This window comes from Brucella tritici (assembly GCF_008932295.1).
GTDB classification, from domain to species: domain Bacteria; phylum Pseudomonadota; class Alphaproteobacteria; order Rhizobiales; family Rhizobiaceae; genus Brucella; species Brucella tritici.
Window position 1 is genome coordinate 96,283 of record NZ_WBWA01000016.1, and the last position, 22,000, is coordinate 118,282.

Sequence of the window (22,000 nt, forward strand, 5' to 3'; positions counted from 1 at the left end):
CGCTGACTCACACCTCCGACAGCCGATTCCGTTATCCGTGGAAGCGCGTTTTCCTTGTTTTAACGAAGAACCACAGTCGAGAATACGGCATATAATCTGAAAAATGCAATATTTACAGACAGTTACAATTTAACCGGCAGCTAATTTCGTTGAAACGGCATTTTCCTGTAATTTCCCTGTTGCAATCTCCGGGGTGTTAGTTCATATAGCGCCTGCCTGACGGAAACGACTGGCGCGAGCGGGTGTAGCTCAGGGGTAGAGCACAACCTTGCCAAGGTTGGGGTCGAGGGTTCGAATCCCTTCGCCCGCTCCAGTTTTCCGTTAAGTACAGGCAACAAAATCCCGGCTTTGTCCGGGATTTTTGCTTTTTCAGACGCTTTCCATCTGCGAAGAGCTATTGCTCACCAAAGCGGTTACCGCAAGGTCACGATTTCAGCCGACCGTTGATTTCAGGTCGGCTGAGTCCATGGCTTGCAGATATTCGGAGACATTCAAGTCACCACGTTTTCTTCGTAGGTCTTCTTCACTCCGGGCACACAGAGGCAAGCCGGCACGATCAGCACCGCGATAAGCATCATTGCTACAAATGTTGCGTGCAGCGCATGTTGAAGCGCCAGCCGAAGCTCCTGCTGGTCAATCAACATCTCCGCGCCATTCAACAGGTCCCGAAGTTGGTCTGACGTAATCGCTTCGCCATGATTGGCGTTGGCAAGGCCATAGGTCAGCACCGCACCGAGAATGGCTGCTCCGAGCGTGCTGCCCAAATTGCGCGAGAAGACGTTCGATGCCGTGGCGCTGCCGCGCTCCGACCAACTCACGCTATCCTGTGTCAGGATGAGCGCCCCGATATTGAGCAGCCCCATGCCAAAACCCATGATCAGAGAACCGGTTCCGGCCAGTGTGGCGGAACTTGACGGGCTCAGCATGACAAGCAGAGAGGTGCCAATCGGAATGCAGATGCTTCCGGCGATCATGATCGGGCGCAATCCGAACCGCGTAAACTGCCGCGATGCAATCGTGGCCCCGCACGGCCAGCCCAGCAGCAACATGGTCAGGGCGAAGCCCGCGACCACAGGAGAACGGTCGAGAACTGTCTGCACATACATCGGCAGGAATGTCGTCAACCCCATGATCGACATGCTGGCCAGAAAGACCGCCAGATTGGAGAAAGCGATAGGACGTTTCAGCCACAGGTCTGGTGCGACCATGGGCTCCTTTGCGCGACGTTCCTGCCAGATGAACGCAATCAGTGAAAGAGCAAAGAGAATGAACGCCAGAATTCCTTCGAGCGAAACTGCACTCTCCATCAGGGTGAGCGCAATCATCAGAGAGGAAATGGAGACGGCAAAAAGTGCTGCGCCGAGCACATCGATCGATACCGGCTTTGTCCGCTTCTCTTCATGCAGGAAGAGAAGAAAGCCCGATGCCGCCAGAATGCCGACCGGCACATTGATCCAGAATACCCAGGCCCAACTCAGATTGTGAATAATCAGGCTGCCAAGCAGCGGACCGACAACGGCTGACAGTGCCCAGACACTGGCAAGATATCCCTGAACCTTGCTGCGCTGCGCTCCAGGGAAAAGATCGGCCACCACGGTCATGGCCGCAGGCTGGATCGCCCCTGCCCCAATGCCCTGCAATAGCCGGAAAACAATCATCGACGGCATCGACCATGCGAAACCGGCCAGCACAGAAGCCGTCAGGAACAGCGCAATACCAAAAACAAGAACCGGTTTGCGCCCGTAGATGTCAGCCAGCTTGCCAAACACGACGGTCGTTGCTGTCTGTGTCAAAAGAAATGACGAGAAAACCCAGGAATAGAGATTGAGCTGACCCAGCTGCGCCGCGATCTGTGGCATTGCGGTTGACACAATCGTTGCCTCGACGGCGATCATGGCCATGCTTGCCATAATCGCGGCAACAACAAGCCCGCGATGAGAATGTTTTTCTGTCATGGATTGCCTTCAGACCGGAACCGGTCATCGTTGAGGGAAGCCTCCTCGCCTCCGACGTGTTTCTTAGACCCGCTCGACCACCATCGCAATAGGTTGCCCGTCCCGGCGAGTACACATTGTTGCTACCTCAAGACCATCAGGCTCACTCAATCGACGGAAATGATCTGGCTGCTTGTTTTAGCGCACAACTTATCGGAAAACCGCTTCACGCTTTTCACAAACACCTAACCTCTTGGAGAATGACCATGACAAACAACGCAACGCCCTATTTTCTGGAGGATACGGACGAAAGCGAAATCTCTTCTGATGTTGCAGGCATCGGCAATTTCCTAGTGACCACCCATGTTCCCATCCGGGCAGATGGTTCCATGGAAACCGGCGACATAACCGCTCAGAGCGAATGCACGCTGAATAGTCTCAAAGCATCGCTCGAAAAGGCGGGGAGCAGTCTGGCCAATGTCATTCACCTGACGATCTACCTGACCGACATCAATGAACGCCCGGCTTTTAACGAAGTCTATCTGCGCTTTTTCAAAAAGCCGTTTCCGGTTCGTTGCGCCGTGGGCGTTGCAGGCCTCGCCACCCCGGAAATGCGGGTCGAAGTCACTGCAATGGCTGTGCGCAATCCATAGTCGGTAACACTGACAATAAGACGCATTCGTTCATCACACCGGGGCCTCTCGCATGAGCGGCCCCGAACACAAGCAGGCTTGAACCCACATCCTGCAAGAACAGCATATCATCATACGCTAATTTCATAACCTACTTATCCGGGCCGCCTAGCCGTTGCTTCCGGGTTTATGCAATGCTGATGCATCAAACCAGAGGAGGGGTTCGATAAAATGAAAAAAATCATAACGATAATGGGTGTCGCAGGCGCCATTCTGGCGACGGGTTTCTCTGCTTTTGCAGGCGAAACGCTGGATCGCGTCATGGAAAAAAAGGCCATGGTCGTCGCAACCAATGCAGGCTGGCCACCCCAAAGCTTTCTGGATGATTCCAACAAGCTCGTGGGCTTCGACGTAGATGTGGCCAACGAGATTGGCAAACGTCTTGGCGTCACCGTTTCCTTCGAGACGCCGGACTGGGCGACATTGACCGGTGGGCGCTGGCAGGGCCGTTACGACGTTGGCGTTGGGTCGGTGACCCCGACCAAGGCGCGCGCCAAGGTCATCGATTTTGCCGGGGTCTACTATTACAGCCCCTATGTCTATGTCGTTCACAAGGACAGCGAGGCGAAATCCGTCGCCGATCTCAAGGGCAAAGTCATTGGCGTAGAAACGGCAACGACGTCGGAAGATTTCGCGCGTCGGCAGCTGGAGATTGACGCACCGGGCCTTCCCCCAATCGAATACAAGCTGGAACCGGGCGAAATTCGCACCTTCGCGGATTCCATGCTGCCATTCGACGATCTGAGACTGGGTGACGGCGTTCGCATTGATGCGATCATCGCTCCGGAACAGACGGCACAGAACGCCATCAAGAACGGTTATCCGGTGAAGATTCTTGAGGGCGAATATGCATTCCGCGAGCCGCTCGTCGTCATCGACGAAAAGAACGATCCGGAATGGACCGCCAAGATTGGCGAAATCATCAAGCAGATGAAGTCTGACGGCACTTTGGCGACACTCACTGCAAAGTGGTACGGCAAAGACTACAGCGCCGACTGACATTATCCTTAGATCAATATCGAAATGAGCCATCGTGAAGGTGGCTCATCCGATATGCTTTTCCTGGTGTTGCGATGACTTATCCGGCCACTTATTACAGCCAAACAAAGGCGGACGATTTCGCGCGTCCAACGCTTGAACGCGAAACAACAGCAGATGTCGCAGTGATTGGCGGCGGACTTGCAGGCTTGTCGGCCGCATTGCAGATGTCGCGAGCGGGCAAGAAAGTCGTTGTCCTGGAAGCTGAGAGCATCGGTTTCGGTGCATCCGGGCGCAATGGCGGGTTTGTCAGCCCCGGCTTTGCCTCAGGCGGCGATGAAATTGCTGCCCGGGCTGGCAAGTCTGTTGCCAAGACACTGCATCAATTATCGATTGAAGGTGTCGAATTCGTTCGACAGAACATCGACACGCTGAAGATTGAAGAAGCACAACTCATTCCTGGCATTCTGAACGTACGCCGTTATGACGATGGTGACAGCCTGAAACACTATGCAGATACGCTGCAACGCGATTACGGCTACAGAATAGACTTCCACCCAACGGCGGAAACACGCAGCATCCTGAATTCGCAGCGCTACTTCCAATCCGTCTACGACCCTAACGCATTCCATATCCATCCATTGAACTACCTGCGAGCACTCGGGCGCGAGATAGAGCGGCTCGGCGGGCGGATTTTCGAGCATAGCCGCGCAGTCCAGTTGCTCGACCACAAGGACGGCAAGCTGGTCAAAACAACTCACGGACAGGTCAATGCAGGCGCAGTGCTGATCACCACCGGTGGTTATACGGACGGTCTGGTTGGTCAGATCAGGCGAGCCTATCTGCCGATTGCAACCTATGTGATGGTGAGTGAAGAAGCGCCTGAGCTGATTGCATCCGCAATCCGCACCACGGCTGCGATTGGTGATAACCGTAGGGCCGGTGATTACTACCGCGTGATTGATGGTGGGCGCAGACTTTTGTGGGGTGGACGCATCACCACAAGAGCAGCCAATACGCCCGGCGTGGTGCGCGAGTTGCGCAACGAGATGGTGGGAACTTATCCTCAGCTTGCTTCACTGAAGACGGAGTTGGCATGGTCGGGCCTGATGTCTTACGCCAGACATTTGATGCCCCAGATAGGCCAACTGGACCGCAGCACATGGTATTGCACCGCTTTTGGTGGCCATGGGCTCAACACAACCGCCATCGGCGGTAAAGTCGTCGCCGAAGCCATTTGCGGACAAAGTGACCGCTATAAGCTCTTCGAAAAATTCGGACTGGTCTGGGCTGGGGGAGCTGCTGGCCTCGCAGCCGCGCAGCTTACCTACTGGAAATTGCAGATGCAGGATTGGCTTGCTGAGCGAAAGGCAAGCTAACAGAGGAGAGAACATGCTCGGGAGGTTTTTTCTGATGCGGCCGGAGGCCGCCAAGCGTACCGTTCAGATAGCTTTTTTTGTTATCCTGACGGCACTCTTCTGTTTTATGAATATCCGGTTCTCCGGCATAACAAACTGGCTTGGTATCGACCCCAAAGTCGCGAAAGCCGGTTTCACCAAAGCGACGCTGATCTCCTCGATACTGCTTAGCGCTATCATCTTCGCCAATTGGAGTTTCCTGAGACTTTTCCCACGTTGGGCACAGATCACGGCAATATGGCTGGAACTGTTCCTGCTGCTGATGATCTTCTTCTATTCTTTCGATCTCTCATTTGAATTCATCGCAAGAAAGATCGGATTTCTGATCAGCCAGGGTGTCGTCACGACGCTTTATATTTCCGCTGCCTCGATATTCTTCGCAACCATTCTGGCGTTGATTGGCGCTGTGGCCAAGCTATCAAAGAACGGTCTCGTCTACGGGCTGGCGACGTTCTACACATCGCTCTTCCGCGGCCTGCCATTGCTGATGCAGATCTACATCATCTACCTTGGACTGCCGCAGGTGGGCTATGTCATAGGGCCTATTCCCGCCGGTATTCTGGCGTTGTCCCTGTGCTACGGCGCCTATATGACCGAGATCTTCCGCGCAGGTATCGAGAGCATCCCACGCGGACAGCAGGAAGGCGCTTTCGCGCTCGGCCTCGGCCCTTCGCAGACCATGTGGCTGGTCATTCTTCCGCAGGCAATGCGCATCATCATTCCGCCAACCGGCAACCAGTTCATCGCAATGCTCAAGGACTCGTCACTGGTCTCCGTCATCGGCGTATGGGAACTCATGTATCTCGCCCGCACACAGGGCCAGACCGAGTTCCGGCACATCGAAATGCTGATCACCGCATCGATGATCTACTGGGCCCTCTCCATCGTTCTGGAATATGGACAGGCCAAACTCGAAGCTCGCTTCAAGCGTTCCATCGCGCGTTAAGCGCGATGGAAACCCACTTTTCATGCAGTCGCCCGCAAGGGATGACATTCTGAACAATGACAAGCAGAGCGACCATGGACAAGCGTCACGAAATTCTGTTCGAGCCGATCAAGATTGGCCCCGTCACGACGAAGAACCGCTTTTATCAGGTTCCGCATTGTAGCGGCATGGGACATCGTTATCCCGAGCACGACCTGCGGCTGCGTGAGATGAAGGCAGAGGGTGGCTGGGGTGTCGTTTCCACACAGGAAACCGAAATCCATCCCACGTCCGATATCACGCCATCCAATCAAGGGCGCATATGGGACGAGAAGGACGCCGACCGTCTCCGGAAGCTGACCGACGCCGTCCACCAGCATGGCAGTCTCGCTGCAATCCAGCTCGTGCATAACGGTATCCATGTCTCCAACCGCCTGACCAGACTGGCGCCTCTCGGCCCCATGGACATGATTGTCGATGTGGAAGATCCGGTTCAGGCAAGGGCCATGGACAAGGCCGACATCGCCCGGTTTCGCAAATGGCATCGCGATGCAGCACTGCGCGCCAAACGGGCCGGTTTCGATATCGTCTATGTTTACGCAGGCCACGACATGACCTTGCTGCAGCATTTTCTGCTGCAACGTTACAATACCCGCACAGACGAATATGGCGGATCGTTCGAAAATCGCTTGCGTTTGTTTCGCGAAGTGCTGGCGGATACGCGCGACGCTGTCGGTGACAAATGCGCGATTGCAGTGCGCTTTGCAGTAGAGGAATTTCTGGGAGACCAGGGCATCCAGCACAATGGTGAAGGACGGGATGTCATCGCAGCTCTCGCCGATGAACCTGATCTTTGGGATGTGAACCTGTCCGGCTGGTCCAACGACAGCCAGACATCGCGCTTTTCGCAGGAGGGCTTTCAGGAGCCTTATATCTCCTTTGTGAAATCGCTCACCAGCAAACCGGTCGTGGGTGTCGGTCGTTATACATCACCGGACACAATGGTGCAGGCAATCCGGTCCGGTGTTCTCGATCTTATCGGCGCTGCACGCCCATCGATTGCCGACCCATTTCTGCCCGAGAAAATCCGGACTGGTCGCGTCGATGACATTCGCGAATGCATCGGCTGCAATATCTGCACCGCCAGCGACAACATCGTTGCACCATTGCGATGCACCCAAAACCCGACAATTGGCGAAGAAGCGCGCAAGGGTTGGCACCCTGAAAAAATCGGCAAGCTACAGACTACCGAGAAAGTTCTGGTGGTCGGTGGAGGACCCGCCGGTCTGGAAGCAGCCCGCGCCATGGCTGAGCGCGGCGCAGAAGTCATCATCGCTGAAAAGAACACCCATTGGGGCGGGCGTGTGACCGAGGAAGCGGCCCTCCCCGGTCTTGCAAGCTGGGCGCGTGTTCGCGATTGGCGGATGACGCAATTGCAGCGTGCGACCAATGTGGAGATGTATCTCGACAGCCATCTGGATGCCGATGAGATTCTAACCTACGGAATTGCAAACGTGGTGCTGGCAACCGGCGCGCGCTGGCGCACGGATGCCGTGGGCCGTTCCCACCGACAACCTCTGCAAACACTGGATGGTCACACATTGAGTGTCGACACCATTCTCAAAGACAAAACATCCCTTGATGATTGTCGCGGCCCTTTGGTGATATTCGATGATGATCGTTACTATCTCGGCTCGGTACTGGCCGAGTTGGCCGTGAGCCGCGGCATTCATACGACATTGGTAACACCAGCGCCGATTGTGGCCCCCTGGAGTGAACACACGCTCGAACAGTCGAAGATTCAAACGAGATTGATAGAGCTGGGTGTCAGGATAATCCCGCTGCACAGGCTCGCCAGACAAACCACCGACAGCCTGTCTGTCGCATGTGTCTATTCCGGCAGGGAAACCGAAATTCCTTGCGGCACACTGGTGCCTGTAACCAGCCGTCATCCCGACAAAAGCCTGTCGGTTGCACTGGAAGCTCGCCGGAATGAATGGCAGGACGCAGGTATAAAATCCGTCACCTCAATTGGTGACTGTTATGCACCATCGATCATCGCCGCTGCGGTTTATAGCGGCCATTCCTATGCGCGCAGTTTTGGGACACCAGACGCAGACAATATGGATGCCTATCGATAGACCCCTATCACTGAGACGGGCCCACGGATATCCAATAAAAATCGGCGCTGTATGACAGCGCCGATCTATCATCTGGAATGCATACTGACTATCGCCGCCACCTCAGCGACATACAGGATAGGCCTGCATCGATCCGACCGATTTCCTCGGTCTTCAGGGCAACCACCTTGTAGCCCTTCTTATCAAGCAGATCGATTGTACGGGGATAATCAGCACCGACAAAGACAACATCGTTGACCCTCAGTGCATTGGCGGCCGCTTCCTCACCTTCGGGCGTCACGATTTCACGCAAGCCTCTGAAGAAACCCGAACCCGCCAGCCTGTGCGTGGCAAGCACGGTCTCCTCATCAAGCAGCGAGCAGTCGGTCTTGAAATGCAAAACGCCCTTCGGTGTTTCGACAATTTCCGCAGCATGATCGAGGGTTGCAAGTGCTGCACGAAGCCCCTCGGCGCCGCTTTTGTCTGTACGCGCCGACAGGCCAATCATCACCGCCGACGGTGTGACAAGCACGTCCCCACCATCCGCAAAGCCTGGGGATGGAAGCGGCACGACCCTCTCAAAAAGAGAGCGCAGAGCCAGCTCGATTTCCGCCGTCTCGCCGACACGCGTAGGCGCACCGGGACGCAGCAGAACAGCACCTTCGTGAAACACGAGTGCCGGGTCTTCGACAAAGATCGAATCCGGAAATTCCTCCATTGGGGGAAGCACGGTTACTTCCACACCTGCCTGCCGCAGGGCCTGCACATAGGCTTCGTGTTCTTCCTTGACGCCCTCATAGGTCGGGTTGCCCCGGTTATCGGCGCGCAAACCATTGATGACGGATCGTCCCGGTGTCCGGACGATGGCAGAATTGAATTCATAAACGGCAGTCATGGGCTCACTCGGGTTTAAGATAGGATTCAGCAAGCTCGGTCCAGAAGGCCGCGCCGATGGGGATCAGATCATCATTGAAATCATAAGATGGATGGTGGAGCTGGAAGTCATTCTCTCCCTTGCCCCCACCCAAAAAGAAATAGGTGCCGGGTCGCTCGACAAGCATATAGGCGAAGTCCTCGCTGCCCATAAACGGGCGCTCCAGCTCAATCACATTCGTCGCGCCAAACGATTTCAGCGCCAGATTGCGCGCGAAATCCGTTTCAGCGGTATGATTGATCGTCGCGTCGTAGCTCCGCAGATAATCGACTTCCGCAGTCAGCCCAAAGCTCTCTGCCTGATAGGCCGCAACACGTTTGATCCGCTCTTCAATCTGATCGCGAATGACGGGCGAAAAGGTGCGGATACCGACGACAATTTCCGCCGACGACGGAATGATGTTGCTTGCCGAGCCGCCATGAAAGGCGGCGACCGTCACAACCGCCGGGTCCAGCGCCGGCACATTGCGCGACTTGATAGTCTGCAACGCCATCACGATGGAAGCGCCCGCCATTATGGGATCGGCGGTCTTTTCCGGCTCCGATCCGTGACCACCATAGCCTTTCACTTTGATCATCGCCTCATCGACCGCAGCCATGATCGGTCCATCGCGAAAGGCAAACTTGCCAAGCGGAATGCCGGGATCATTGTGAAGGGCAAAAACAGCGTCACAGGGAAAGCGATCAAACAATCCTTCTTCGATCATGATCTTGGCCCCGCCGAAATTCTCTTCCGCCGGTTGAAAGATCAGGTGAATGGTGCCGTCGAAATTGCGCCGCTCGGCCAAGGCCTTGGCGGCACCGAGCAACATGGTCGTATGGCCATCATGCCCGCAGGCATGCATCAGCCCCGGCGACTTGCTGGAATAGGGAAGACCTGTCTGCTCGTGGATCGGCAGCGCATCGATATCAGCGCGAATGCCGACCGACTTTCGGCTCGATCCGTTCGTCAAAGTGCCAATCACCCCGGTTTTTGCAAGCCCGCGCGTGACTTTGTACCCTAAAGCCTCAAGCTCCCGCGCCACAATCTCCGAGGTCCGTTTTTCCTCAAGACCAAGTTCGGGATGAGCATGAAGGTCACGTCGCAATGCCGTCAGTTCGGGCAGGTTGTTGCGAATAGCAGTCGAAAAATCGCGCATTCAAGCACCTCTTGTCGGAATTCGGCTCTCAAGACGCCGGAAGACCCAAACCAGACCTGCGGTCAGTATCATGTAGATCAATGCCAGCAGAAGGAGCGGCTCATAGGTCAGGTAAGTGTCCTGCCGCACACGGGAGACGACGCCGTAAACATCGACAACGGTGATTGTTGCGACCAGCGGTGTCGACTTCAGTTGCAGAACCGTTTCGCCGTTCAGCGTGGGCAAGGCGCGATGGATTGCGCGCGGCAGCCAGATGCGGCGAAACACTTTCCAGGGCGACATGCCAAAAGCACGCCCGGCCTGCAATTCGCCAGACGGCACGCCAGCGAAAGCGCCGCGCATGACCTCGCCCTCATAGGCCGCAAATGAGATCGTCAGCGCGGCAAGTCCATAGGGCCATGCTTCACGCAGATAAGGCCAGATAAATGAACTGCGAATGCCGGGAATGGACGGAAACAGGGAACCAAGGCCGTAATAGAGCAGCCAGAGCTGCAACAGCAGAGGCGTGCCCCGGATGACGGTGCAGAACGCCTTGGCTGGCCAGCTCAACCACCAGGGCCCAGTCACCTGAAGCAGCCCAAGCGGGAGCGCCAGCATGAACCCTAGAATGGCCGACCCAAACAACATGAACAGGGTGACCAGAATGCCGGACCCCAGACGAGGCAGATATTGCGGCAGCCAGTCCCAGCGGCCAAATATCACCGCCGAGGCAAACAGTGCGATTGCGATGACAATCAGCACGACGCGGTGCGGTTCAAGCCAGATTCTGGCAGAGGTTCGGTTTTCGTATATGGCTGAAGATGTGCTCATCTCAGTCAATCCGCGCAAAACCACGGCGCGAGCGCCGCTCAATCATGCCGATGAAGGCATTCGAAATCAGGGTGAGCCCGAGGTAAAGCACGCCAGCGGTCAAGAAGAACAGCAGATAGTGCTTGGTCGTGCCTGCCGCCTGTCGTGTTACCAGCGTCAATTCGCTGAAACCGACGACAGCCAGAAGAGCCGTGTCCTTGGTCGAGATAAGCCACAGATTGGCAAGGCCCGGTATGGCAAAGGGCAGCATGGCCGGTATCGTAATGCGTCGGAGCATCTTCGACGGCGGCATGCCGAACGCGCGCGCCGCCTCGATCTGGCCGGGTGCAATCGCTTTGATCGCACCGCGCAGGACTTCCGTTGAATAGGCGCCCTGCACCACCCCGATGACAAAGATGCCAGCAGCGAGCCCGCTGATATCGACTTTGCCATAGCCGAACACAGCGAGCATCTGGTTCAGCAAATCGGTGCCTGCGTAATACAGGATGAGGATCAGCACCAGCTCCGGCACGGCGCGCACCACAGTCGTGTAGACTTCCAGCAGATCGCGAATGATAGGGCCGCCATAGAGCTTGCCCAGCGCACCGAACATGCCGATCAACAGACCGAGCGAATAACCGCCGACGGCAATTTGCAGCGTGTGCCAGAAGCCCTGCAGAAGGACGCCTCCCCACCCCGGTGGATTGAGAGCAAGCAGGCTCCAGTTGATCAGTGGTGCATCCATGGCCAGTCCCGTTCATGCTGAAATCAGAATAGGCCAGCCGACAGGATGCCGACTGGCCATCACGTTCACTGGCCGTAAATGTCGAAGTCGAAATATTTTTTCGTGAAAGTATCGTAGGTCCCGTTGGCACGGATTGCCTTGATTGCAGCGTTCAGCTTGTCTTTGAGTTCCGTATCGCCCTTGCGTAACCCGATCCCTACGCCCGGTCCCAGAACCTCAACGTCCTGCGCGACTGTACCCTTTTCCTCACAGCATGCCTTGCCGCTGTCTGTGGCAAGGAAGGTGCGAAGCGCCAGCGAATCCGCCTGTACAGCGTCGATGCGCCCGGCTGTCAGATCGTTATTGGCTTCGTCCTGCGTCTGATATTCCTTGATCGTCGCACCGGCTGGCGCAAAATGCTTCATCGCGTAAGCCTGATGGATGGTCGAGACCTGTACGCCAAGAGTCTTGTCCTTCAGCCCCTCCGGCGTCGCATCGAATTTGAGATCCTTGGTACCAATGACGATTGTCGGCGTATTGTAATATTTGTCCGAGAAATCGATCGTCTTGAGACGTTCAGGCGTCATCGACATCGAACCTACAATCATGTCGATCTTGCTGGTGGTCAGCGCCGGAATGATGCCATCCCAGGCGACGGGCGTGATCACACAATCAAGCTTGGCCTCTTTACAGACGGCATCGGCAAAATCAATTTCCCATCCCTGCCACTTTCCCGACGCATCGGGCGAGGTAAAGGGCGGATAGGGTTCTGCTGCGATACCGACCTTTACCTGTTCGGCATTCGCAACCGCGACGCCCGCGACAGCAAATGTTACACCGATACACAGACTTGTAAAAAGACGCTTCATTAGTACTTCTCCCATTCCCGTTTCAGTGCGTTGAACTGATGAATTTTTTCAGTCGTTCGGATTTAGGGTTCCCGAATACGTCTTCGGGGGACCCCTCTTCCTCGATCCTGCCATCATGTAAAAAGACAATGTGGTTCGCGACCTTGCGCGCAAATTTCATCTCGTGCGTAACGAGAATCATCGTGCGCTTTTCCTTGGCCAGATCTCCGATAACGGTGAGCACCTCGCCAACAAGCTCAGGGTCCAGCGCAGAGGTCGGCTCATCGAAAAGCATGACCAGCGGTTCTATCGCGAGCGCACGCGCAATCGCGGCGCGCTGCTGCTGGCCGCCGGACATGAAAGCTGGATAAACATCCCGCTTTTCATAGAGCCCAACGCGCTTCAGCAGCGTTTCGGCGCGATCTATCGCCTCGACTTTCGGCACACCCAGCACATGCACGGGCGCTTCGATCACATTCTCCAGAACAGTCATATGCTGCCAGAGATTGAAGCTCTGGAAGACCATTCCAAGCCGTGTGCGAATGCGTTCGATCTGCTTTCTGTCCGTGGGAATCTGGCTGCCATTACCACCGTTCTTCATGGCGATAGTCTCACCATGGATGGTGACCGCCCCCGAAGTGGGCAGTTCCAGCATGTTGATGCAGCGAAGGAATGTCGATTTGCCGGAGCCCGATCCGCCGATAATTGCGATAACGTCGCCCTCGCGCGCCTTGAGTGAAACGCCTTTAAGCACCTCGAGATCACCGAAACGCTTGTGAAGGTCGACGACAGAGATCGCCTCTTCGCCCTGGCTCATGCGGCACGAACCTCCCTTGGCCCGGCCACCCAATCGGTTCGCCGAAAGCCACCTGGATATTACTTGTCTATCAGCCGCTTCGAAGTTCTTTTTCGACTTCTCAACAAGCAGCCAACGGTTCCCTTGACGCTGACTATACACTTGAATAAGTGTTATGCAAGTGCATAGTCACGCATCAAGGGAGGAGAAGATGACCGCATCGTTTCGACGTGCGCCAGACTTCGACCGTCGCACAGACATGATAGAGGCTACGCTCGATTGCATTGCCGATCTGGGGATACAGGCGACGACGGTGCGCGCCGTCGCGGCGCGTGCCGGGGTCAGCAATGGCCTCATCAGGCATCACTTCACATCAAAGGCCAATCTCATCGCCGCCGCCTACCGGCGTATGATCGAAATGATGACCGTACCGGCGTTGAGTATTCTGGAATCGGACGGCGGCACGCCCCATGACCGGCTGACGCGTTTCGTCGCTGCCAGCCTTGGTGGAGCGGTTGCAGACCCGCGCATGCTTTCGCTCTGGGCGACTTTCGTCAGTCAGGTTCATCTCGATCCGGATCTGGAACGCGAGCATCGTGAAGGCTATCTCGCTTTTCGCCGGGCGACTGAGACCCTGATTGCGGAGGTCTTGTCGGCGGAAGGCCGCGAGCCAACCCCGGAGGCATGCCGACGCCTCGCCATCGCAGTCAATGCACTGATCGACGGCCTGTGGATCGAAGGCTGTCTCAGCGCGGACGAAATCGACGACACCATGCAAATCGGCATCGGACTAAGCTCCATCGGCGCCCTTCTCGGCATCGAGCTTCCCGCCGTGCCACCACTTCCGAGACATTGACATGCATTACGCTTCCATCACCGAAAGACTATCAGGACTGGGGTCGGACAAATGGCGTGTCCATGCGCGCGGCAGGGAACTGCGCGCGCTCGGCCATCCGGTTATCGAGTTCACGATTGGCGAACCCGACGTCGCGCCAGACCCCATGCTGCTGGAGGTGTGCAACAATGCCATGCGCGCCGGTCGCACCCGCTATTCTAACGGTCGCGGCGAACCGGCAGTGCTGGCGGCACTGGCCGCAAAATACTCAAAGCGCACTGGCCGCACCATCACCACCGACAATATCCTCTATTTTCCGGGTACCCAGACAGCGCTCTATGCAGTCCTGACCGGACTGGTCGAGGCCGGTGACAAGGTTCTCGTTCCAGACCCCTATTATGCGACCTATGAAGGCGTTGTGCGCGCGCCGGGAGCCGATATCGTTCCAGTGCCGTTGCGGGCCGAAGACGGTTTTCATCTTCGCGCGGACATACTGGAAGCCGCCATTACGCCCGACTGCCGTGCGTTGCTCCTCAACAATCCGCACAACCCGACCGGCTCGGTGCTGACAAAACCCGAAATTGCCGCCATCGCCGAAGTGTGCCGTAAGCACAATCTCTGGATCATCTGCGATGAGGTGTATGAAGAGCTTACCTTCGGCGCAGCATTTGCTTCGCCGCTCGACATTTCGGAAATGGCTGATCGCGCAATCGTGGTCTCCTCCATATCCAAGTCGCATGCAGCACCCGGTTTTCGCGCGGGTTGGGCTATTGGATCGGAAGAGTTCTGCCAAAGATTGCTGCCGTTTTCCGAATCCATGCTTTTCGGCGGACAGCCTTTCATCGCCGACATGGTGGCTTATGCGCTGACCCACGACCTGACGACATCTTCCGTCATGCGCGCCCAATACAAGGCCCGGTCCGAACTCGTCGTCAAACAATTGCGCGGTGTCGCAGGCATCAAGCCGCTCATGCCGGAAGCTGGCATGTTCGTACTGCTGGATATTGGCGGCACTGGACTGAATGGCGAAGAATTCGCCAGCCGCCTGCTTGAAGAACACTATGTCTCGATGATGCCCGGCACATCTTTCGGTCAGGTTGCGAAGGATCTGGTGCGCATGAGCGTTACCGTTCCCGAAGACCGGATTATCGAGGCTTGCGACCGCATTGCCCGCTTTGCCCGCGGCCTTAACCACAATGCGGAAAGTCTGGTGTCATGAGCAGCAAAACAACGGTCGGGCAGGCGTTGATTGAGCTTCTGGAAGCGCACGACGTCGATACCGTATTTGGTATTCCGGGTGTGCATACGGCAGAGCTTTATCGCGGTCTGGCCGGGTCGGGCATTCGGCACGTCACGCCGCGCGACGAGCAGGATGCGGGTTTCATGGCGGATGGCTATGCGCGGGTGTCCGGTAAGCCCGGCGTTTGCCTGCTGATTACCGGCCCGGGATTGACCAACGCCATCACCCCCATGGCGCAGGCGCGCGCGGATTCCATCCCGATGCTGGTCATCTCCGGGGTCAATGCCCGCCACACGCTCGGACATTACCGGGGGCATCTGCACGAACTGCCCGATCAGTCCGCAACGATGCGAACAATCGCCTTGTCGTCAGAACGGCTGGAACAACCCGGTGATCTGGTAGCACTGGTTGGCCGAGCCTTTGCCCGGATGAAATCGGGACGTCCCGGTCCCGTCCATATCGAAATTCCAACCGACCTCATGGAAGCTCCATTCGAAGGCGCACCACTGAAGCCGTTGGAAAAGGCTGCCGCCGCTTTCGACACTGACAAAATCAGCGACGCCGCAACATTGTGTGCGGAAGCGCGGCGTCCTTTGATCCTCGCTGGCGGGGGCGCCAACCGCGCGCGTGACGCCATTTCCACCCTTGCACAAATGCTTGACGCACCGGTGGTGACCACAACAAATGCCCGTGGTTTGCTTGGTCGCCATCCCCTTATGGTGCAGGCAAGCCCGAGCCTGCCGCCGATCCGCCAACTGATCGCACAGGCCGATCTCGTCGTCGCCATTGGAACCCAGTTTGGGCCGACCGATTACGATATGTATGTGGACGGCGGTTTTGAACCGCCCGCCAGAATGATCCGCATTGATGTCGATCCCGATGCAGCCACTACCAGCTATCCGGCCGCGCTCTCACTCACAGGCGACGCAGCCCTGATAGTGGAAGCGCTCGCGTCGTCCCTTCGTGATTTGTCTCACGCAGAGCGCGACGGCGGAAAGGAACGCGCTTCTGTCGCAACAGAGGCAGCCTACCGCTCTCTTTCATCCAAAATGCAGGCATTGATCGAAGTTCTGGATACCATTCGCGACACGCTTCCCGGGAGCATTATCGTCGGGGATTCCACCCAGCTTGCCTATGCTGGCAATCTGTTCTTCGAAGCCGATGACCCGCGAAGCTGGTTCAATGCTTCAACCGGCTATGGTGCGCTCGGGTTTGGTCCTCCTGCCGCTGTCGGCGCCAGCCTTGCGCAGAGCGGCGCGCCTGTCGTCTGCCTTGTGGGCGATGGCGGTTTCCAGTTTTGTCTGGGTACGCTTGGCACTGCCGTGGACGAGAAAGCACCGGTGATTTTCGTGGTCTGGAACAATCAAGGTTATCAGGAAATCGAAGATTACATGCTGTCCCGGGAGATAGAACCGGTTGGGGTGCGTCCGACAGCGCCCGATTTCGTCAAGCTCGCACAGGCCTATGGCATAGCGGGCGAACATATCCGGCTGACAAATGGCGACAATCAGGACGCGCTTCGTCCGGGCGCACTTGATCTTGCGCAGCTTGCCACAGCGCTGCGACGCGCCCGGGCGGTTGAGGGACCTGCACTTATAGAAATAACAACGCCATAGGCCAGAGGGTCTAGCAAGGCGTAATGGGAGGAACGCAATGCATTTCGGACTGACTGAAGAACAGGAAATGATCGTCTCGACAGTTCGAAGCTTTGTCGAGAACGAGATTTATCCGCATGAAACGACCGTCGAACGTCTCGGCCATGTGCCACACGAGATCGGCGAGGAAATCAAGCGCAAGACGATCGAACTTGGCTTCTACGCCAGCAATTTCCCGGAATCTGCCGGCGGCCCGGGACTTTCCCATCTCGAATTCGCGCTGGTGGAACGCGAACTCGGTCGCGGATCGATGGCGCTCACACATTTCTTCGGGCGTCCGCAAAATATTCTGATGGCCTGTCAGGGCGAGCAGATCGAGCGATATCTCCTGCCTGCCGTGCGCGGCGAAAGAATGGATGCGCTCGCCATGACCGAGCCTGATGCGGGCTCCGATATTCGCGGTATGAAAGCCAATGCACGCCGCGATGGCGGCGACTGGGTGCTGAACGGTACCAAGCATTTCATTTCAGGCGCGGAACACGCCGATTTCGTCATTGTCTTCATGGCGACCGGTGAAGAACAATCTTCTGCCGGAACGAAGAAGAAAATCACGACCTTTCTGGTGGATCGCGGCACGCCGGGCTTCACGATCCGCGAGGGATATAAATCCGTCAGTCATCGCGGCTACAAGAATATGATCCTTGAATTCGATGATTGCCGTATTCCGGACGCTCAGGTTCTCGGCGATGTCGATGGGGGCTTTGCGGTCATGAATGCATGGCTATATGCCACCCGCATCACCGTGGCGACAATGGCGGTTGGGCGTGCGCGTCGTGTGTTCGACATGATGGTGGACTATGCCGCGCAGCGTAAGCAATTTGGTCAGCCCATCGGACGCTTTCAGGGCGTCGGTTTCCAGCTTGCCGATTCTGTCACCGAAATCGATGCCGCCGACTGGCTGACATTGGCAGCCGCCTGGCGTCTCGATCAGGGCTTGCCCGCAAACCGTGAGATTGCGTCCGCGAAGGTCTATGCGTCTGAGATGCTGGCTCGCGTTACCGACCGCGCCATTCAGGTGCATGGCGGCATGGGATTGATGGACGACCTGCCGTTGGAACGCTTCTGGCGCGACGCCCGTGTGGAGCGAATTTGGGATGGCACCAGCGAAATCCAACGCCACATCATTGCCCGCGACCTTCTCCGACCACTCGGAGCCTGATCGTGAGCAAAAAGAACCTGTCTCGTGTTCTACGTCCGCGTTCGATTGCGATCTTTGGCGGCGGGTGGTCTATGGCAGTGCTGAGGCAATGCCGTAAAATGGGTTTTGAAGGCGACCTTTGGCCAGTCCACCCCACGCGCGATACGATCGACGATATCCAGTGCTATCGATCTGTCGCAGACCTGCCCGGCGCGCCGGATGTCAGCTTCATCGGCGTCAATCGCGACGGAACAATCAACATCGTTCGAGAACAGGCAGCCCGTGGCAGTGGCGGCGCGGTGTGCTTCGCATCCGGCTTTAATGAGGTTTCCGATGGCGCCGAGCGCAACCGGGCTTTGCTGGAAGCGGCGGGCGATATGCCGATCCTCGGCCCCAATTGCTATGGCTTCATCAATTATCTTGACGGCGCGCTGCTCTGGCCAGACCAGCATGGCGGCAAGAGGGTGGAAAGTGGTGCTGCCATTGTCGTGCAGTCGTCCAATATTGCCATCAATCTCACCATGCAGCGTCGCGGCCTGCCGATTGCCTATGTGCTGACCGCCGGAAATCAGGCACAGACGGGTCTTTCTGAACTGGCCGAAGCTGCCCTGGACGATCCGCGTGTTACCGTTCTTGGCCTGCACATTGAAGGCTTCGACAATATTGCACGGCTGGAACATGTATTCGCCAAAGCGCGTGCAATGAGAAAGCCCGTCGTGGCGATCAAGGTCGGGACCTCCGCCGCCGCTCAGGCGATGACCCTTTCACATACCGCTTCACTGGCCGGAGCCGACACGCTGGCCGATGCCTTTTTCGCACGATGTGGTGTCGTCCGTGCCCGGACGCTCGACGAATTCGTCGAAACCCTGAAGCTGCTTCATGTGCTTGGCCCCTCGCCGGATAACAGTCTCGGTTCGATGAGCTGTTCCGGCGGCGAAGCATCGCTCGTTGGCGACCTTGCAAGCGCAGCCGGTCTTGACCTCCGGCCGCTTGCACCTGACGAGACGGCGAAACTCCGCGCCACCTTGCCTGAAATGGTCACGATCTCGAACCCCCTCGACTATCACACCTTCACATGGGGAAATGGACCAGCACTCACGGCAACCTATCGCGCCATGCTCGACGGAAATTTCGGCCTGACCATATTGGTGCTCGACTTTCCTCGCGGCGACCGGTGCGTCGACAATGGTTGCGAAACATCACTTGAGGCGGCGATAGAGGCGTTCAAGGCAGGCGGCGGACGCTTTGCGCTCGTCGCCAGCCTGCCGGAAAATCTCACCGAAACCCATGCCGAACGGCTGATCGCCGCCGGTATCGCGCCAATGATGGGGCTTGCCACAGCGCTGACGGCTGCTGCCAATGCCGCCTGGATTGGTGATATCTGGTCGCGCCCGCAACCTCCACTGCTGACTGCCCAAGCGCCAGCCCTTGCATCTGACGCGACTGCAATGGACGAATGGTCGTCCAAAGCTGCCCTGCATGAAATCGGTATCGTGACCCCAGAGGGCGGCATCGCATCCACCGTCGATGATGCTGTCGCGCTTGCTGAAAAGCTGGGCTATCCCGTTGTCCTGAAGGGCGTTGGAGACAACCTTCTCCACAAGACTGAAATGGCGGCGGTCCACCTCAATCTGGCGGATGCCGATGCGGTGCGCACAGCCGCACTTTCGCTTGCCCATCTTGAATGCGATTTTCTGGTCGAGAAAATGGTTCAGGGAGGTGTCGCCGAACTGATCGTCGGCATCGCACGCGATCCGCAATTCGGGCTTTATCTCACCATCGGTGCAGGCGGCGTGATGGTCGAACTCTGGAATGATACGCGCGCGCTTCTTTTACCCGCCAGTCGCGATGATATTCGAACAGCGCTTCTCTCGTTGCGCTCAGCGCCGCTTCTGACCGGGTTCCGTGGCAGACGGAAAGCGGACGTCGAAGCCGCCGTGGAAGCGGCGTGGCGAGTTGGCAACCATGCGCTCGCTCAGGCAGACTTGATTGAGGAACTCGACATCAATCCGCTCATCGTCACCGCTGATAATGCCATCGCCGTCGATGCCCTAATACGCAACAGGAGAGCATGATGTCTGAAGAGGTCAAAATCGTTCGTAACGGCCAGATATTGGAGATCACGCTCGACCGGCCCAAGGCCAATGCGATAGACCAGCCAACCAGTCGAAAGCTAGGCGACGCCTTCGCCATTTTTCGCGATGACCCGGACCTGCGCGTTGCGATTTTCACAGGCGGAGGTGAGAAGTTCTTCTCCGCTGGTTGGGATCTGAACGAAGCTGCCGCCACTGGCGGAGATGGCTATATCGCCGACTATGGTCAGGGCGGCATCTATGGCTTTTCAGAACTGCCCGGATTGGAAAAGCCGGTCATCTGTGCGGTCAACGGCTATGCCATTGGCGCTGGTTTCGAAATACTCCTGACCGCCGACTTCATTATCGCCGCTGATCATGCACAATTCTGGCTACCCGAGACGTCGCTCGGTGTTCTGCCGGATATCGGTTCGTTCGTTCTGCCCAAACTTCTGCCCAAGGTCATTGCAAACGAAGTTCTGTACGGCGGTCGACGTTTTAATGCGCAGGACTGTCTGCGGTGGGGGCTGGTCAATGATGTCGTGCCGCAGGCCGAGCTGATGAATACGGCCAGAGCGCTCGCCGCACGCATCCTGCGTTCTGCGCCGCTTTCGGTTGCCGCCGCAAAACAGACGACACGCATGGCCGAGCATATGAGCCTGGCCGAGAGCTATGCCGCCATGCGCGCCGGTACGTTTCCACTGTTCAAAGCGCTGATCGAAAGCGAAGACGCGCTGGAGGGACCACGCGCAGCCGTGGAAAAACGCGATCCCGTTTGGAAAGGCAGATGAAATGAGCACGCAGGCCGAAGCTGCCATAACAACCCGCCGTGAAGGTGCCATTCTGGAAGTTACGTTGGACCGGCCCAAGGCCAACGCGATTGATCTTCCAACGTCGCGGATCATGGGGCAAACCTTCGCGGCCTTTCGCGACGATCCCGAACTGCGCGTCGCCATTCTCAAGACCGCCGGTGAACGCTTCTTCTCTGCCGGTTGGGATTTGAAAGCGGCAGCCGAAGGCGCTCCCATCGACGGTGACTATGGGATTGGCGGCTTTGGCGGCATTCAGGAACTGCGCGACCTGAACAAGCCTGTCATCGCGTGTGTCAGCGGCATGGCCGCAGGGGGTGGCTTCGAACTCGCTCTGTCCTGCGATCTGATCTATGCTGCGGACCACTCTTCTTTTTCATTGCCGGAAATCCGCTCGGGAACCATTGCAGATGCAGCAAGCATCCGACTTCCGAAACGCATTCCTTATCACATCGCGATGGAACTGTTGTTGACCGGCCGCTGGATCGACGCTCAGGAAGCGCATCGCTGGGGCCTCGTCAACGAGGTCCTGCCTCAAGATAAACTGGAAGAACGCGTATGGGAGATCGCACGTTTGCTGGCATCCGGTCCGCCGCTGGTTTACGCAGCAATCAAGGAGACGGTTCGTCGCGCTGAAAGTGAAGACTTCCAAACCATGATGAATCTCATCATGCGACGCAAACTGGCCACGGTCGATATTCTCTATGGATCCGAAGATAATCTGGAAGGCGCCAAAGCTTTCGCTGAGAAGCGTGACCCTGTTTGGAAAGGGAAGTAACAGCAGGCATTTCCATCGTCAGCCTGGATGTCCCGGCTGAATGAGTTCATTTTTTCTGCGGGGTTTGAAAGTCTTGGTTGCGGGGGCAGGATTTGAACCTGCGGCCTTCAGGTTATGAGCCTGACGAGCTACCGGGCTGCTCCACCCCGCGATAAACTTTGTGCGCACCGAGCTTAA

19 protein-coding genes and 2 tRNA genes are annotated in these 22,000 nt (G+C 57.0%); 13 read left to right on the forward strand and 8 right to left on the reverse strand.

The window, feature by feature from the left end:
- Positions 1-238: 238 nt before the first annotated feature.
- Positions 239-313, forward strand: a tRNA-Gly gene (locus F9K91_RS16465).
- A 178-nt stretch (positions 314-491) separates the two neighbouring features.
- On the opposite strand, the gene F9K91_RS16470 is transcribed toward F9K91_RS16465, so the two are convergent.
- Entirely contained in the window at positions 492-1,955 is a 1,464-nt protein-coding gene (locus F9K91_RS16470) for an MDR family MFS transporter (protein ID WP_151678233.1), read from the reverse strand.
- Positions 1,956-2,200: 245 nt separating this feature from the next.
- Here F9K91_RS16470 and F9K91_RS16475 point away from each other — a divergent pair, with 245 nt between their 5' ends.
- The 5 genes from F9K91_RS16475 to F9K91_RS16495 all read left to right on the forward strand — a co-directional run bounded on the left by F9K91_RS16475 (position 2,201) and on the right by F9K91_RS16495 (position 8,088).
- The gene (locus F9K91_RS16475; RefSeq protein WP_151558090.1) at positions 2,201-2,587 is read left to right on the forward strand and encodes a RidA family protein; all 387 of its coding nucleotides are present in this window, start codon (positions 2,201-2,203) and stop codon (positions 2,585-2,587) included.
- A gap of 210 nt (positions 2,588-2,797) precedes the next feature.
- A complete protein-coding gene (locus F9K91_RS16480) occupies positions 2,798-3,625 on the forward strand; it encodes a transporter substrate-binding domain-containing protein (protein ID WP_412842172.1) in 828 nt (275 codons plus the stop codon).
- A gap of 74 nt (positions 3,626-3,699) precedes the next feature.
- On the forward strand, positions 3,700-4,983 hold the full coding sequence (locus F9K91_RS16485) for an NAD(P)/FAD-dependent oxidoreductase (RefSeq protein WP_151678234.1): 1,284 nt from the start codon (positions 3,700-3,702) through the stop codon (positions 4,981-4,983).
- 13 nt (positions 4,984-4,996) lie between these two features.
- Positions 4,997-5,968 (forward strand): amino acid ABC transporter permease, encoded by a 972-nt coding sequence (locus F9K91_RS16490; protein ID WP_151653296.1) that lies wholly within the window; start codon positions 4,997-4,999, stop codon positions 5,966-5,968.
- Positions 5,969-6,042: 74 nt separating this feature from the next.
- Positions 6,043-8,088: an oxidoreductase gene (locus F9K91_RS16495; protein ID WP_167522226.1), complete on the forward strand. Its 2,046-nt coding sequence runs from the start codon at positions 6,043-6,045 to the stop codon at positions 8,086-8,088.
- A gap of 88 nt (positions 8,089-8,176) precedes the next feature.
- Here F9K91_RS16495 and F9K91_RS16500 read toward each other — a convergent pair whose 3' ends face one another.
- From F9K91_RS16500 to F9K91_RS16525, 6 genes are all read right to left on the reverse strand, one after another.
- Positions 8,177-8,962, reverse strand: coding sequence for a dimethylarginine dimethylaminohydrolase family protein (locus F9K91_RS16500; RefSeq protein ID WP_151678236.1), 786 nt, complete (start codon positions 8,960-8,962; stop codon positions 8,177-8,179).
- Between the two features lie 4 nt (positions 8,963-8,966).
- A complete protein-coding gene (locus tag F9K91_RS16505) occupies positions 8,967-10,139 on the reverse strand; it encodes a M20 aminoacylase family protein (RefSeq protein WP_151678237.1) in 1,173 nt (390 codons plus the stop codon).
- Positions 10,140-10,949 (reverse strand): ABC transporter permease, encoded by an 810-nt coding sequence (locus F9K91_RS16510; protein ID WP_151678238.1) that lies wholly within the window; start codon positions 10,947-10,949, stop codon positions 10,140-10,142. It lies immediately after the preceding gene.
- A 1-nt stretch (position 10,950) separates the two neighbouring features.
- A complete protein-coding gene (locus F9K91_RS16515; protein WP_151653305.1) occupies positions 10,951-11,673 on the reverse strand; it encodes an ABC transporter permease in 723 nt (240 codons plus the stop codon).
- Between the two features lie 65 nt (positions 11,674-11,738).
- A complete protein-coding gene (locus F9K91_RS16520) occupies positions 11,739-12,521 on the reverse strand; it encodes a transporter substrate-binding domain-containing protein (RefSeq protein WP_151678239.1) in 783 nt (260 codons plus the stop codon).
- 22 nt (positions 12,522-12,543) lie between these two features.
- Positions 12,544-13,317, reverse strand: coding sequence for an ABC transporter ATP-binding protein (locus tag F9K91_RS16525; RefSeq protein ID WP_151678240.1), 774 nt, complete (start codon positions 13,315-13,317; stop codon positions 12,544-12,546).
- 190 nt (positions 13,318-13,507) lie between these two features.
- Between F9K91_RS16525 and F9K91_RS16530 the strand changes: the two genes are divergently transcribed.
- Genes F9K91_RS16530 through F9K91_RS16560 form a run of 7 tightly spaced genes read left to right on the forward strand, consistent with a single transcriptional unit; the run spans position 13,508 to position 21,823 of the window.
- On the forward strand, positions 13,508-14,152 hold the full coding sequence (locus F9K91_RS16530) for a TetR family transcriptional regulator C-terminal domain-containing protein (protein WP_151558110.1): 645 nt from the start codon (positions 13,508-13,510) through the stop codon (positions 14,150-14,152).
- 1 nt (position 14,153) lies between these two features.
- A complete protein-coding gene (locus F9K91_RS16535; RefSeq protein WP_151678241.1) occupies positions 14,154-15,350 on the forward strand; it encodes a pyridoxal phosphate-dependent aminotransferase in 1,197 nt (398 codons plus the stop codon).
- A complete protein-coding gene (locus F9K91_RS16540; RefSeq protein ID WP_151678242.1) occupies positions 15,347-16,987 on the forward strand; it encodes a 5-guanidino-2-oxopentanoate decarboxylase in 1,641 nt (546 codons plus the stop codon). Before F9K91_RS16535 ends, F9K91_RS16540 begins: the two co-directional genes overlap by 4 nt.
- 37 nt (positions 16,988-17,024) lie before the next feature.
- On the forward strand, positions 17,025-18,185 hold the full coding sequence (locus tag F9K91_RS16545) for an acyl-CoA dehydrogenase family protein (protein ID WP_151678243.1): 1,161 nt from the start codon (positions 17,025-17,027) through the stop codon (positions 18,183-18,185).
- Positions 18,182-20,239 carry an acetate--CoA ligase family protein gene (locus F9K91_RS16550; RefSeq protein ID WP_151678249.1) on the forward strand — a complete coding sequence of 686 codons (2,058 nt, stop codon included), beginning with the start codon at positions 18,182-18,184 and terminating at the stop codon, positions 20,237-20,239. Before F9K91_RS16545 ends, F9K91_RS16550 begins: the two co-directional genes overlap by 4 nt.
- The gene (locus F9K91_RS16555) at positions 20,239-21,027 is read left to right on the forward strand and encodes an enoyl-CoA hydratase-related protein (protein ID WP_151678244.1); all 789 of its coding nucleotides are present in this window, start codon (positions 20,239-20,241) and stop codon (positions 21,025-21,027) included. Before F9K91_RS16550 ends, F9K91_RS16555 begins: the two co-directional genes overlap by 1 nt.
- Position 21,028: 1 nt before the next feature.
- Positions 21,029-21,823, forward strand: a complete 795-nt coding sequence (locus F9K91_RS16560) for a carnitinyl-CoA dehydratase (protein ID WP_151678245.1) — start codon at positions 21,029-21,031, stop codon at positions 21,821-21,823.
- Positions 21,824-21,897: 74 nt separating this feature from the next.
- Here F9K91_RS16560 and F9K91_RS16565 read toward each other — a convergent pair.
- Positions 21,898-21,974 (reverse strand) — tRNA-Met (locus tag F9K91_RS16565).
- Positions 21,975-22,000 lie beyond the last annotated feature (26 nt).